Raw genomic sequence first — 11,834 nt, 5'->3', positions numbered from 1 at the left:
TTGACGAAGTTCATCAGCCCGAGCGTCACCGCCAGCCCGCAGGCCAGCAGGAACAGCAGCATGCCGTATGCGACGCCGTCGAACAGGATGGTCAGCACTTAAGCGCCGCGCCTTCTTACTGCTTCGCCGCCTTGTATGGGTCCTTCACGGCGGGGATCGCATCGAACTCGACATTGTAGAGCGCGCCGTCGACCTTCTCGACCTTGCGCACGTAGATGTTCTGGACGATGTCGCGCGTGTCGGGGTCGATCGAGACGGGCCCGCGCGGACTCGTCCAGCTCATGCCTTTCATCGCCGCGATCAGCGCGTCGCCGTCGGTTGCGCCCTTGGTCTTGTCCAGCGCCTGATAGAGCAGGGCCATGCCGTCGTAGGCGGCCACCGCCATGAAGTTCGGCCGCATGCCGGCGTTGGCCTTCTCGAAGGCGGCGACGAACGCCTTGTTCTCCGGCGAGTCGTGGGCGGCGGAATAGTGATGGGTGGTCACCACGCCGAGCGCCGCATCGCCCATGTCGGCGAGCTGGTCGTCGTCGGTGACGTCGCCGGTGGCGATCAGGCGGACGCCCGACTTGTCGAGGCCGCGCTCGGCGAACTCCTTCATGAAGGCGGCGCCCTGGCCGGACGGCAGGAAGACGAACAGGGCTTCGGGCGCGTCGTCCTTCACCCGCTGCAGAAACGGCGCGAAGTCGGGCGCCTTGAGCGGCGTGCGGATCTTCTCGACGATCTGGCCGCCGCCTTTCTCGAACACATCGCCGAACCATTTCTCTGCGTCGTTGCCGGGGCCGTAGTCGGCGACCAGCGTCACGACTTTGTGGATGTTGTTCTTCAGACACCATTGCGCCATCGGCGCCGCCGCCTGTGGCAGCGTGAAGGAAGTGCGCACGATGTAGGGCGACTTCTCGGTGATCATCGCCGTCGCCGCGGCGGTGACGATCTCCGGCACTTTCGCTTCGGTGGCGACCGGCGCGACGGCGAGCGCCAGCGGGGTGAGGCCGAAGCCCATCAGCGCCTTGGCGTTGTCGTTGGCGATGAGGTCCTGGGCGAGGCGCTTGGTCACGTCGGGCGCGCCGGCATCGTCCTTGACCTCGAGCACGATCTTCTTGCCGGCGACCGTGTCGCCATGAAGCTGAATATAGAGATTGGCGCCCGCCTGCTCCTGCTTGCCGGTGGTCGCCTGTTGGCCGGTCATCGGCACGATCAGGCCGACGGTCACGACGTCGTCGGCGAGGGCGGGCCCGGCGACGAGCGCCGCCGCGGCGGCGAGGATGGAAATGCGGCGATTGGACGTCATGAAAGCCCCTCCCGATATGATTCGACCGCGGGTCGCGCGATCGCTTTGGCGCCGTTCGAGCGGCGCGCGCCGGATCCCGCCTTGCCGCGGCTATAGCCCAGGATTTCGCGACGCGGAATGGAATTGCCGGCCGGGGCTAGCACGCGCCTCAGTCCGCCGCGCCATTGCATGTGCGCCCGCCGGCATTGGATTTGGCTATATCGCCGGTTTGGCGGCGGCCGGTTTGGCGCGCTTGCCCGGCTCGCGCCCCGGCTTGCCGGTCTTGCTCGGCTTCGCGGCGGCCTTGACGCCGTGCGGCGCGCACCAACCGGGCAGGTAGCTCGCTTCGTCCGACTTCGTCAGCCCGAGCGCGGTCTCGATCGCCGCGCCGAAGTCCTTGCGCACATCCTTCGGTTTGATGCGGCGGCGCAGGAAGTCGGCCCAGACGAATTCCGAGAACGGCGTCGAGTCCTTGGCGAAGCCGCCGCAATAGCGCAACTCGCCGGCGAGCGACCGGTAGGGGTCGTCCTCCATGGCGGCGACCGTCTTGGGCAGGTCGGCGTACGGGCGTCGGCGCCCCTTGCCGTCAAAGGGATGGGTCCAGCCGTGGAAATCCATGATGTTCCAGAACGCGTCGGCGTCGAGCTTGTGGAAGTCGGCGACGATGGTGACGAAGACGTTGTCGACGCCTTCGTCGTGCAGGGCGCGGGCGAGGTGGTGGTGATCGATGAGATAACGCCGCCCGCCAGGGCCGAGAACGACCGGCACCATGTGGTGGGCGAGGAATTCTGCCAGCGGCTTCGCTTCCTGCGATTTCCAGGCTTCCTGCGATTTCCAGGATTTGCGCTTGCGCGCGACCTCGCTCATGCCGAGGGTCATCTGCGTCGGACGCAAGTCGAGCACAGGCGTCGCGTGCAGGCTGGGTTCATGAATTCTGTAGTTCATAGCGTTTCACCTTGGCGGCCGGCGGACCGCGTCAGGCGACCATGTCGCAAGCCCTCGGGACGGTCAAATCGGCCAGCCCGCCGAGAATCGGGTCATTTGACGGTTCGGTCGGCCGGGCGATCCGCGAAGTCAGCGTTACGCCGCGACGGATCGCCGCGCCGCCGACGGCGGACGCCCGAGGAGAAGACTGTCGCTAGTCTTGCGAACTACTCTCGGTCGAAATGCGAACCGCGACGCGGGCGGGGGGCGGAAGCGCGGCGGCGCGCGCGCGTGAGCGCCGCCACGGCGAGCCTCGACAAGGATTTGACCCCCTCGGCCAAATCATGTTTGGTCGCGCCGCTTCCTCGAACGCGATCGAAACGGCTCTCGTAACATCATGCGGCCTGAACGCTACAACGTCCGCGAATCCGAACAGAAATGGCAGAAGGAATGGGCCGACGCGGCCGTCTTCGCCACCCGCAACGACGATCCGCGGCCCAAATACTACGTGCTCGAGATGTTCCCATACCCGTCCGGGCGCATCCACATGGGCCACGTCCGCAACTACGCGATGGGCGACGTGGTGGCGCGCTACAAGCGCGCGCGGGGCCTCAACGTGCTGCATCCGATGGGCTGGGACGCGTTCGGCATGCCGGCCGAGAACGCGGCGATGCAGAACGCCACCCATCCGGCCAAATGGACCTACGCCAATATCGCCGCGATGCGGGGGCAGCTCAAGTCGATGGGTCTGTCGCTCGATTGGGCGCGCGAGGTCGCGACCTGCGACCCGAGCTATTACGGCCACCAGCAGAAGCTGTTCCTCGACTTCCTCGAGGCCGGGCTGGTCGCCCGCAAGAAGTCGAAGGTCAACTGGGACCCGGTCGACAATACCGTGCTCGCCAACGAGCAGGTGATCGACGGCCGCGGCTGGCGCTCCGGCGCGGTCGTCGAGCAGCGCGAGCTGACGCAATGGTTCCTCAAGATCAGCGATTATTCCGACGAGCTGCTCGCTGCGCTCGACACACTCGAGCGCTGGCCGGAGAAGGTCCGGCTGATGCAGCGCAACTGGATCGGCCGCTCCGAAGGCATGCTGGTGCGCTTCGCCATCGACGCCGCTTCGCGTGGGCTCCTGGCCGAAGAGCCGGAGGCGCGCGAGCTCGAGATCTACACGACGCGCCCCGATACGCTGTTCGGCGCGAAGTTCATGGCGATCGCGCCCGACCACCCGCTGGCCGCCGCCGCGGCGCGCCATGATCCGAAGCTCGCCGCCTTCATCGAGGAATGCCGCAAGATCGGCACGTCGGTGGCGGCGATCGAGACGGCGGAGAAGAAGGGCTACGACACCGGCCTGCGCGCCGTCCATCCGTTCGACGCCGGCTGGAAGGTTCCGGTCTACGTCGCCAATTTCATCCTGATGGATTACGGCACGGGCGCGATCTTCGGCTGCCCGGCGCACGACCAGCGCGACCTCGACTTCGTCAACGTCTACGGCCTCGGCGCGACGCCGGTCGTCTGTCCGCCGGGCGTCGATCCCAAGACCTTCACGGTCGACAAGGTCGCCTATGACGGCGACGGCCTGATGATCAATTCGCGCTTCCTCGACGGGATGACGATCGAGGCGGCGAAGGCGGAAGTCGCGCGCCGGCTGGAGGCCGCGACCCTCGGCAATCGGCCGCAGGGGAAGCGGCAGGTCAATTTCAAGCTGCGCGACTGGGGCATCTCACGCCAGCGCTACTGGGGCTGCCCGATTCCGGTCATCCATTGCGAGGTCGACGGCGTCGTGCCGGTCCCCGAAAAGGACCTGCCGGTCAAGCTGCCCGACGACGTCACTTTCAACGCGCCCGGCAATCCGCTCGACCGCCACCCCACCTGGAAGCACGTCGCCTGTCCGAAGTGCGGCCGGCCGGCGCGGCGCGAAACCGACACGATGGACACATTCGTCGATTCCTCGTGGTATTTCGTTCGCTTCACCGATCCGTGGAACGCCGCGGCGCCGACCACGCCGGCAATCGCCAATCGCTGGCTGCCGGTCGACCAGTACATCGGCGGCATCGAGCACGCGATCCTGCATCTGCTCTATTCGCGCTTCTTCACCCGCGCGATGAAGAAATGCGGCCACCTCGATCTCGACGAGCCGTTCGCCGGCTTGTTCACGCAAGGGATGGTTGTCCACGAGACCTACAGCGACGCCGAAGGGCGCTGGATCGCGCCCAATGAAGTGCGCATCGAAGGCGACGCCGACGGCCGCCGCGCCTTCGCGCTTCAAGGCGGCCAGCCGATCGAGATCGGCCCGATCGAGAAGATGTCGAAGTCGAAGCGCAACACGGTCGACCCCGACGAGATCATCAAGAGCTACGGCGCCGACACGGCGCGCTGGTTCATGCTCTCCGACTCGCCGCCCGAGCGCGACGTGATCTGGACCGAGGCGGGCGTGCAGGGCGCCTACAAGCAGACCCAGCGCCTATGGCGCCTGACCTGCGAGATCGAACGGGTTGTCGGGCCCCGGCGCCCGGCCAGGCCCGCTGCCTTCTCGCCGGAGGCGGCCGCCGTCCGCCGCGCCGCCCATGGCGCGCTGGCCAAGATCGAGGACGAAATCGAGCGGCTGCGCTTCAATGTCTGCATCGCGACGATCTACGAACTCGCCAATACGCTTGCCGCGGCGATCGGCGCGATCGAGACGGAAACGGTCGCCGACGACCTGCGCTACGCCTTCGCCGAGGCCGGCGACATTCTCATCCACGCCTTCGCGCCGATGATGCCGCATCTCGCCGAGGAATGCTGGCAGGTCCTCGGCCACGAAACGATGATCGCCTCCAGCCCGTGGCCAGAAGCCGACCGCAGCCTGATCGTTTCCGACCGGATGACGCTGCCGGTGCAGGTCAACGGCCGCAAGCGCGACGAGCTGACCATCGGCCGCGACGCCTCGCCGGCCCAGATCGAAGCCGCCGCCGTGGCCCTCGACGCGGTGCGCCGGGCGATAGATAATAGGCCGGTCAAGAAAGTGATCATCGTCCCGCAGAGGATCGTCAATGTGGTGGTCTGATCGAGCGCGCGGCCTGGCCGCGCTGGCGCTGGCGCTGTCGCTCGGCGGCTGCTTCCAGCCGCTTTACAGCGAGGCCGCGCACCCTGGTCTGGTCGCCGATCTTCAGGCGATCGAGGTCGCGCCGATCAAGGACCGCATCGGCCATTATCTCGGCGACGATTTGATCAGCAGTCTCAACGGCACCGGCTCGACGCCGACCGCCAAATACCGCCTGACCGTGACGGTGACGCAGAAGATCCAGACGCCGACGGTCGAATCGCAGGTCAACGCCGCCAATGCGGCGACGGTGATCGGCACGGCGAAATTCTCGCTGGCGCAGATCGAGCCCGAGAAGGTCGTCTTCCAGGGCGAAGCGACGACCGCCGCCGTCTACGACCGCACGCTGCAGGGTTTCGCCAACCTGCGCGCCGAGCGCGACGCCGAAATCCGGCTAGCCCGCGCGCTCGCCGACGAAATCTCGCTGCGCGTCGCCGCGGCGCTCGGCGCCAAAGGCTGAACGACGGCGAAGGGGCCGATGCGGCGCGCTGGCGCCGTCGCGTCTTTGCGACGCGAATCGGCTAGTCCCCCATTTTGGGTCCGCCGATTCGGCCGCGCCCTTCTGGAGCCCGTCATGCCGCGTCTCTTCGCCGCTTTGTCCATTCCCGCTGAGGTCGCGCTGGCGTTGGCGGCGGCGCGCGGCGGCGTGTTGGGCGCGCGTTGGATCGAGCCGAGCGACTATCACGTCACGCTGCGCTTCGTCGGCGACGTCGACGTTCACGCCGCGCGCGAAGTCGCGGACGCGCTCGAGACGGTGCGCCGCCCGCGGGTTGCAGTCGACTTCCAAGGGCTGAGTTGGTTCGGCGGCGACAAGCCGCGCGCGATCGTGGCGCGGATCCGGCCGACGTCGCCGCTGGTCGAACTGCAAGGCGATCTCGAGCGCCGGCTGCGCCGCGTCGGCTTGCCTCCGGAGACGCGTAATTTTGCGCCGCATGTCACCTTGGCGCGGCTGCGCGGCGTCGGCCCCGCGGCGGTCGCCGATTATCTCGGCGCGCGTGGCGGGTTCGCGGCGCCGTCGTTCGAAGCCCCGCGCTTCGCGCTCTATTCGGCGCGCGACTCGGTCGGCGGCGGGCCTTATCTGGTCGAGGCGGATTACCCGCTGCAATAGCGCGTTGCGGCGCGCCGTCGAGCTGGCGTATGTTTGGCTGAATGTGAGCCGCGACGGAAAGCGGCGCGAGGAGGATGGGATGGAACCGACGAGCGGCGTGGAGAACGAGGCGTCGGGGACGGGCGCGGGCGCGCCGCTGCCGCGCGCGGTCGGCCTGCCGGCGCGGCCGGAACTCGAGGGCGAGGTCGAGCGCAACCCGATCTTCGACGCGCTCGTCGGCCCGGACGAGGAAGACGTCGCCGGCCTCGTCGCCTATTCGATCTACAAGCAGAACAAGCGCGCCTGGCTCGACGACTTCGTCAAGACGACCGGGCGCGCGCCGAGCGAGGCCGAAACCCGCTCCTACATCATCGGCGAGAGCACCGAGCGGCGCATCGCGACTTACCGGCGTCTGGCCGCCTCGACGCTTGCCGGCGACGCCCCGACGCGCATGGCGGGGCGCGCGAAGGGGTCCATGTCGAGGACGGCGGCCGGGGCGCTGTGGGCGCTGGCGATCATCGTCGCGCTGGCGGTGGTCGGACTGGCGATCCACGCCGGCTATTTCGCCGGCGCGAAATAGTCAGCGCACCAGCGTCAAGCGGCGCGCTGCGCGCGTGAGCCCGGTGTAAAGCCAGCGGGCGCGATGCTCGCGAAACGCGCGGCTCTCGTCGAACAGCACGACCGAGTCCCACTGCGACCCTTGCGCCTTGTGAACGGTGAGGGCGTAGCCGTAGTCGAACTCGTCGGATTCGCGTCGCGTCGCGTAGGGCAGCTCGGCCTCGACCCCCTCGAAGAATTGTCTCAAGACCGCCACCTTGACTGCGGCGCGGCCGGGGTCGTCTTCCGATTTGACCGTCATGCGGACGAAATCCTTGCGCAGTCCGGCGAAGGTTTCGACCCGCCAAAGGCCGCCGTTGATCAGGCCCTTGACGCGGTCGTTACGCAAACAGACGAGCTTGTCGCCGGCGACCGGCAGCGGCTCCGCGATCCCCTGCAGTTGCCGGATGCGCTGATTATAGAGGCGGCGGGTGCGATTGACGCCGAGCAGGACTTGATCGGCGGCGAGCACGTCGGCGGCGTCGATCTCGTCGCGGCGGATGACTCGGCTGTCGCCATATTGGCCGTAGGCGATCTCGCCGCCCGAGCGGACGATCTCGGACAGGCGGATGATCGGATCGCCCTGCGCCTGGCGATGGATCGTCGTCAGCATCACGTCGGGCTCGGCCTCGGTGAAGAAGCCGCCGCCCTTGACCGGCGGCAATTGCGCCGGGTCGCCAAGCACCAGGATCGGCTTGCCGAACGACAGCAGGTCGCGACCGAGCTCGGCGTCGACCATCGAGCATTCGTCGATGACGATCAGCGCGGCGCGCGAGGCGGGGCCGTCGTGGTTGAGGGTAAAGGTCGGCGCGCCGTTTTCGCCCTCGCTGGCGCGATAAATGAGCGCGTGAATCGTCGACGCGCCGACACAGCCCTTCGACCGCATCACCAGCGCTGCTTTGCCGGTGAAGGCGGCGAAGGCGGTCTCGCCCGAGGCGGATTCGGCGAGGCGCTTGGCCAGCGTTGTCTTGCCGACGCCGGCGTAACCGAACAGCCGGAACACTTGCGGCTCGCCGGCGGCAAGCCAGCGGCCGACCTTGTCGAGCGCCTCAGCCTGTTCGGGCGACCATTGCGGCGGCGGCCCCGCCGCGACGCGCGCCGGCCGCCGCTCGGGCGGGGCGGCCGCAGGCGGCTTGGGCGGCGCCTCGAGCGCCGCCGCGGTCGGCTCGTTGTTCGAGCGCACCCGCGCGCGCTTGACCCGCTCGAGATCGACTTCGGCGCCGCAATGCGGGCAGACGACCGGGCGCTTGCCGAGATCGTAGAGACGGCCGCCGCAGGCTTGGCACTGGCGCTTGGTTCCGAGCTTGGTCTTGCGCATGAGGTCTTGAGGGCGCGAGGGGCGGGGCGCCCGCCCGCTGCGGGGTGATAGCCGAACTTGTCGCGCGCGTCCCCCTCCAGTGAAAAGGAGCGGACCGCGCGGCGCCGATCCGTAGAACTTTCTTCAAGTTTTCGCTTCAGCATGGGAATCGGGCGAGCCTGTGCGCCCGTCGCGGCTTTTCGCCGAGGGCTTGAACCGCCCTTCGGCGAGGCCATATTTCCATTGTCCGGCGCCGCTCAGGCGGACCGGACGGTTTGCGACGGCAGCCGAACAGGTCGTTCGATGGAAGACCGGTTCGGCGGAGCGCCTGAAAGGGGCTTCGATCATGGTGCGCGTGACGGCGCTGAGTTCACCGTTCCTGCTCGGTTTCGACGGCGTCGAGCGTGCGCTCGACAAGGCCTCGAAAGCCGCAGCGGATGGCTATCCTCCTTATAACATTGAGAGAATCGCGGCTGGCGACGGCGCGCCGGAAATCTTGCGCATCACGCTGGCGGTGGCCGGTTTCTCCCAGGACCAGATCGAGGTCACCCAGGAGGAGAACCAGCTGTCGATCCGCGGCCGCCAGAACGACGACAAGGCGCGCGACTACATCCACCGCGGCATAGCCGCCCGGCAGTTCCACCGCAGCTTCCTGCTCGCCGAGGGCATGCAGGTCCGCGGCGCGGAAATTGCCGACGGTCTGTTGTCGATTGACGTGGTGCGACCGCAACCGGATCGGATCGTGAAGAAGATCAATATCGTGGCGCGCGACTGATCGTAGAGTGTGCGCCTGGGCGCGTCCGCGGACGGCCCGGAAGGAGTGAGAGATGACCAGTTCGGATCCAAGATTCGCCGCTCTGACGCCTAACGAATTCGCCCATCTCGGCGACGGCGTGATCGCTTATGTCAAGACGATCAAGTCCGAAGACGCGCAGCGGCTGTTCCCGCAGGCCCCGGTGATCCGCCCGGGTCTCGAGCTCTTCGCGTTGCTCTCCGCCGACGGTTCGCCGATCATGCTCACCGACTCCAAGGACGCCGCGATCGCCAACGCGTGGCAGCAGGAGTTGGAGACGGTCAGCCTGCATTGACCGCCGCGCCCGCGCCCCGCCTGGCGGCGGGGTGGGCGGCTGCCTCAAGCGGGCCGAATCGTCTAAGAAGGGCGTTCCATTCGGCGGCGAGGCGATGCGGGCCTATCTCGAACTCCTGAACGAGGCGCTCGAAAAGGGCGTCGTCAAAGGCGACCGCACTGGCACCGGCGTGCGCTCGCTGTTCGGCCGGCAGATCCGCTTCGATCTCGCCGAGGGCTTTCCGCTCGTCACGACCAAGAAGCTGCACCTCAAGTCGATCGTCCACGAACTGATCTGGTTCCTCAACGGCGATTCCAACATCGCCTATCTCAAGGCCAACGGGGTCTCGATCTGGGACGAATGGGCCGATTCCAACGGCGATCTCGGCCCCGTCTACGGCAAGCAGTGGCGCGCCTGGGAGGGCGCGGACGGGCGCGTCATCGACCAGATCCGTTGGCTGATCGCCGAGATCAAGCGCAACCCCAATTCGCGGCGGCTGATCGTTTCGGCGTGGAACGTCGCCGACATCGAGCGGATGAAGCTGCCGCCCTGCCATTGCCTGTTCCAGTTCTACGTCGCTAACGGCAAGCTCTCCTGCCAGCTCTATCAGCGCTCGGCCGACATTTTCCTCGGCGTGCCGTTCAACATCGCCAGCTACGCCTTGCTCACCCACCTCGTCGCGCGCGAATGCGGCCTCGACGTCGGCGATTTCGTCCATGCGTTCGGCGACGCGCATCTCTATCTCAATCACGAAATGCAGGCGCGCGAGCAGCTCAGGCGCGAGCCGCGCCCCCTGCCGCGTCTCGTTCTCGCCCCGGCCGAGCCGTCGCCGCGCGGGGCGCTGTTCGATCTCAAATACGACGCGATCCGCTTCGAGGGCTACGATCCCTGGCCGGCGATCAAGGCGCCGGTGGCGGTGTGAGCGCGCCGATTGTTGCGCTGATCGCGGCGGTGGCGCGCAACGGCGTGATCGGCTCGGGCGGCGCGTTGCCGTGGCGCCTGTCGAGCGATCTCAAGCATTTCAAGGCGGCGACGATGGGCAAGGCGCTCGTCATGGGGCGCAAGACCTATGCGTCGATCGGCGGCGCGCTGCCGGGCCGGACGATCGTCGTCGTCACCCGCGACCGCGCTTTCGCGGCGGAGGGGGTGTCGATCGCAGGCGACATCGACGAAGCGTTGAAGCTCGCCGAAACTGCGGCGAGCGCCGAAGCGGCCGACGAGATCATCGTCGCCGGCGGCGGCGAGATCTATGCTCAGACGATTGGCCGCGCTTCGCGCCTCCACCTCACCGAGGTCGACCTCGCGCCCACAGGCGACGCCCGCTTCCCGCCGATCGATCCGGCCATTTGGCGCGAAGTGAGCCGCCGGAAGGGCGAGCGCGGCCCGCGCGACGACGCCGATTTCGTTTTCGTCGAATACGAGCGTACGCGGGGCTGACGAGCGGCCTCGCCACCGGCGCCTTCACCGAGGGGCGCTCTCCAAAGCGCGCGATACGGCGACGGGGTCGCCAGCGATCGCCCTGAGATAGGCCCTTGCCGGTTGGTCCGGTTCCGAGCGTCCTTGCTCCCAGTCCCGCAATGTGCCGAGAGGGATATGGTAGCGGGTTGCGAACTCTTCCTGCGTCAGTCCGAGCGCCCGCCGCAGAGTTTTCACCCGCGGCACGCGTCGCGCCGATCGAAGCTGCTCGGCCGTCATGGGCTGCGCGTCGGGGTCAGCGGCGGAGGCCGCTGCGATCTCCTCGTCAGTCATCGGCCGCATTGGCGTGTCTCGCAGCGGTTGTTCGCGACCGTCGGCGAGGATTTCGACCGCCGCGCCGTCAGTTCGAATTCTCGCGGAAATAGTGGTCTTGCTCATTTCGTGTCGCTCGTCGGGCTGAAATGATCCGAATGTTCTGGCCGCGCTCGGTATAGGTCACGTGTAAGAGCGCGCCGTCGCACATGCCGAGCAAGTTGATGCGCTCTTCGCCGTAGGCCTTGCGGTCATCAATCCATGCGATCGCGAACGCGTCGGCTATCGCTTTGATAGCATGTTCGAAAGCGACGCCGTGGACGCGCTGGTTGACGGCGGCCTTCTCGGCGTTCCATTCGAAAACAACGTCTTTCAGATACTGGTTACCAGTAGTCACGTCAAGTCACATCTGACGCGTGGTTAGCCCGGCGGCCCGCTCCCGGCGGGCAGGCTTCGCCCACAATGACGCTCCCCCTTCACGCGCGAAAAATCTTCCCCGGGTTGAACAGGTTCTGCGGATCGAAGGCGAGCTTGATGCGGCGCATCAGGTCGAGCGCCGCGGCGTCGCGCTCGACTTCGAGAAAGGCGATCTTCTTCTGGCCGATGCCGTGCTCGCCGGTGCAGGTGCCGTCCATGGCGATGGCGCGACGCGCGAGTCGCTCGGCGAAGTGTTCGGCGCGCTCGATCTCGGACGCGTCGTTCATGTCGACGAGCGGGCTGACATGGAAATTGCCGTCGCCGACATGGCCGACGATCGGCGCGATCAGGCCGTGCTCGGCGATGTCGCG

General features: G+C 67.4%; 14 protein-coding genes and 1 pseudogene. 8 read left to right on the top strand and 7 right to left on the bottom strand.

All coding sequences use genetic code 11. From position 1 onward, the window contains the following. The 3 genes and pseudogenes from ABSF49_RS16105 to ABSF49_RS16095 all read right to left on the bottom strand — a co-directional run. Positions 1 to 98, bottom strand: a pseudogene (locus ABSF49_RS16105) (branched-chain amino acid ABC transporter permease); the annotation flags it as partial. 17 nt (positions 99 to 115) lie between these two features. After that, the gene (locus tag ABSF49_RS16100; RefSeq protein ID WP_424113670.1) at positions 116 to 1,288 is read right to left on the bottom strand and encodes an ABC transporter substrate-binding protein; all 1,173 of its coding nucleotides are present in this window, start codon (positions 1,286 to 1,288) and stop codon (positions 116 to 118) included. A gap of 195 nt (positions 1,289 to 1,483) precedes the next feature. Further along, positions 1,484 to 2,212 carry a ParB-like protein gene (locus ABSF49_RS16095; protein ID WP_424113669.1) on the bottom strand — a complete coding sequence of 243 codons (729 nt, stop codon included), beginning with the start codon at positions 2,210 to 2,212 and terminating at the stop codon, positions 1,484 to 1,486. Between the two features lie 376 nt (positions 2,213 to 2,588). Between ABSF49_RS16095 and leuS the strand changes: the two genes are divergently transcribed. The 4 genes from leuS (at position 2,589) to ABSF49_RS16075 (ending at position 6,937) form a co-directional block, all read left to right on the top strand. Next, positions 2,589 to 5,234: a leucine--tRNA ligase gene (gene leuS / locus ABSF49_RS16090; protein ID WP_424113668.1), complete on the top strand. Its 2,646-nt coding sequence runs from the start codon at positions 2,589 to 2,591 to the stop codon at positions 5,232 to 5,234. Further along, positions 5,221 to 5,730: an LPS assembly lipoprotein LptE gene (gene lptE, locus ABSF49_RS16085; RefSeq protein WP_424113667.1), complete on the top strand. Its 510-nt coding sequence runs from the start codon at positions 5,221 to 5,223 to the stop codon at positions 5,728 to 5,730. Before leuS ends, lptE begins: the two co-directional genes overlap by 14 nt. Before the next feature lie 114 nt (positions 5,731 to 5,844). Next, positions 5,845 to 6,378: an RNA 2',3'-cyclic phosphodiesterase gene (gene thpR / locus ABSF49_RS16080; RefSeq protein WP_424113666.1), complete on the top strand. Its 534-nt coding sequence runs from the start codon at positions 5,845 to 5,847 to the stop codon at positions 6,376 to 6,378. 79 nt (positions 6,379 to 6,457) lie between these two features. After that, entirely contained in the window at positions 6,458 to 6,937 is a 480-nt protein-coding gene (locus tag ABSF49_RS16075) for a hypothetical protein (RefSeq protein WP_424113665.1), read from the top strand. Here the strand turns inward: ABSF49_RS16075 and ABSF49_RS16070 are convergent, their stop codons facing one another. Continuing rightward, positions 6,938 to 8,272 (bottom strand): TIGR02300 family protein, encoded by a 1,335-nt coding sequence (locus ABSF49_RS16070; protein WP_424113664.1) that lies wholly within the window; start codon positions 8,270 to 8,272, stop codon positions 6,938 to 6,940. 325 nt (positions 8,273 to 8,597) lie between these two features. Between ABSF49_RS16070 and ABSF49_RS16065 the strand changes: the two genes are divergently transcribed. The 4 genes from ABSF49_RS16065 to ABSF49_RS16050 all read left to right on the top strand — a co-directional run bounded on the left by ABSF49_RS16065 (position 8,598) and on the right by ABSF49_RS16050 (position 10,755). Further along, positions 8,598 to 9,026 carry an Hsp20 family protein gene (locus ABSF49_RS16065; protein WP_424113663.1) on the top strand — a complete coding sequence of 143 codons (429 nt, stop codon included), beginning with the start codon at positions 8,598 to 8,600 and terminating at the stop codon, positions 9,024 to 9,026. Between the two features lie 52 nt (positions 9,027 to 9,078). Beyond that, positions 9,079 to 9,339 (top strand): BQ00720 family protein, encoded by a 261-nt coding sequence (locus tag ABSF49_RS16060; RefSeq protein WP_424113662.1) that lies wholly within the window; start codon positions 9,079 to 9,081, stop codon positions 9,337 to 9,339. A 94-nt stretch (positions 9,340 to 9,433) separates the two neighbouring features. Continuing rightward, positions 9,434 to 10,240 (top strand): thymidylate synthase, encoded by an 807-nt coding sequence (locus ABSF49_RS16055; protein ID WP_424113661.1) that lies wholly within the window; start codon positions 9,434 to 9,436, stop codon positions 10,238 to 10,240. Then, positions 10,237 to 10,755 (top strand): dihydrofolate reductase, encoded by a 519-nt coding sequence (locus ABSF49_RS16050; RefSeq protein WP_424113660.1) that lies wholly within the window; start codon positions 10,237 to 10,239, stop codon positions 10,753 to 10,755. Before ABSF49_RS16055 ends, ABSF49_RS16050 begins: the two co-directional genes overlap by 4 nt. Positions 10,756 to 10,779: 24 nt before the next feature. On the opposite strand, the gene ABSF49_RS16045 is transcribed toward ABSF49_RS16050, so the two are convergent. The 3 genes from ABSF49_RS16045 to ABSF49_RS16035 form a co-directional block, all read right to left on the bottom strand. After that, positions 10,780 to 11,067 carry a helix-turn-helix domain-containing protein gene (locus ABSF49_RS16045; RefSeq protein ID WP_424113671.1) on the bottom strand — a complete coding sequence of 96 codons (288 nt, stop codon included), beginning with the start codon at positions 11,065 to 11,067 and terminating at the stop codon, positions 10,780 to 10,782. A 67-nt stretch (positions 11,068 to 11,134) separates the two neighbouring features. Next, the gene (locus ABSF49_RS16040) at positions 11,135 to 11,443 is read right to left on the bottom strand and encodes a BrnT family toxin (protein ID WP_424113659.1); all 309 of its coding nucleotides are present in this window, start codon (positions 11,441 to 11,443) and stop codon (positions 11,135 to 11,137) included. A 79-nt stretch (positions 11,444 to 11,522) separates the two neighbouring features. Then, a partial coding sequence (locus ABSF49_RS16035) for an FAD-binding oxidoreductase (protein WP_424113658.1) occupies positions 11,523 to 11,834 on the bottom strand: 312 nt, incomplete at its 5' end.

Origin of the sequence: Roseiarcus sp. (assembly GCF_049514155.1) — a bacterium.
Lineage (GTDB): Bacteria > Pseudomonadota > Alphaproteobacteria > Rhizobiales > Beijerinckiaceae > Roseiarcus.
Note: the sequence above shows the minus strand (reverse complement) of the source record. Positions and strands in the feature narration are given on the sequence as shown.

Bases quoted from the DNA above. Each gene is read 5' to 3' on its own strand.
- ABSF49_RS16075 (WP_424113665.1), top strand. From the start codon at position 6,458: ATGGAACCGACGAGCGGCGTGGAGAACGAGGCGTCGGGGACGGGCGCG.
- ABSF49_RS16095 (WP_424113669.1), bottom strand. From the start codon at position 2,212: ATGAACTACAGAATTCATGAACCCAGCCTGCACGCGACGCCTGTGCTC.
- thpR (WP_424113666.1), top strand. From the start codon at position 5,845: ATGCCGCGTCTCTTCGCCGCTTTGTCCATTCCCGCTGAGGTCGCGCTG.
- ABSF49_RS16065 (WP_424113663.1), top strand. From the start codon at position 8,598: ATGGTGCGCGTGACGGCGCTGAGTTCACCGTTCCTGCTCGGTTTCGAC.
- ABSF49_RS16060 (WP_424113662.1), top strand. From the start codon at position 9,079: ATGACCAGTTCGGATCCAAGATTCGCCGCTCTGACGCCTAACGAATTC.
- ABSF49_RS16045 (WP_424113671.1), bottom strand. From the start codon at position 11,067: ATGACTGACGAGGAGATCGCAGCGGCCTCCGCCGCTGACCCCGACGCG.
- leuS (WP_424113668.1), top strand. From the start codon at position 2,589: ATGCGGCCTGAACGCTACAACGTCCGCGAATCCGAACAGAAATGGCAG.
- ABSF49_RS16100 (WP_424113670.1), bottom strand. From the start codon at position 1,288: ATGACGTCCAATCGCCGCATTTCCATCCTCGCCGCCGCGGCGGCGCTC.
- lptE (WP_424113667.1), top strand. From the start codon at position 5,221: ATGTGGTGGTCTGATCGAGCGCGCGGCCTGGCCGCGCTGGCGCTGGCG.
- ABSF49_RS16070 (WP_424113664.1), bottom strand. From the start codon at position 8,272: ATGCGCAAGACCAAGCTCGGAACCAAGCGCCAGTGCCAAGCCTGCGGC.
- ABSF49_RS16055 (WP_424113661.1), top strand. From the start codon at position 9,434: ATGCGGGCCTATCTCGAACTCCTGAACGAGGCGCTCGAAAAGGGCGTC.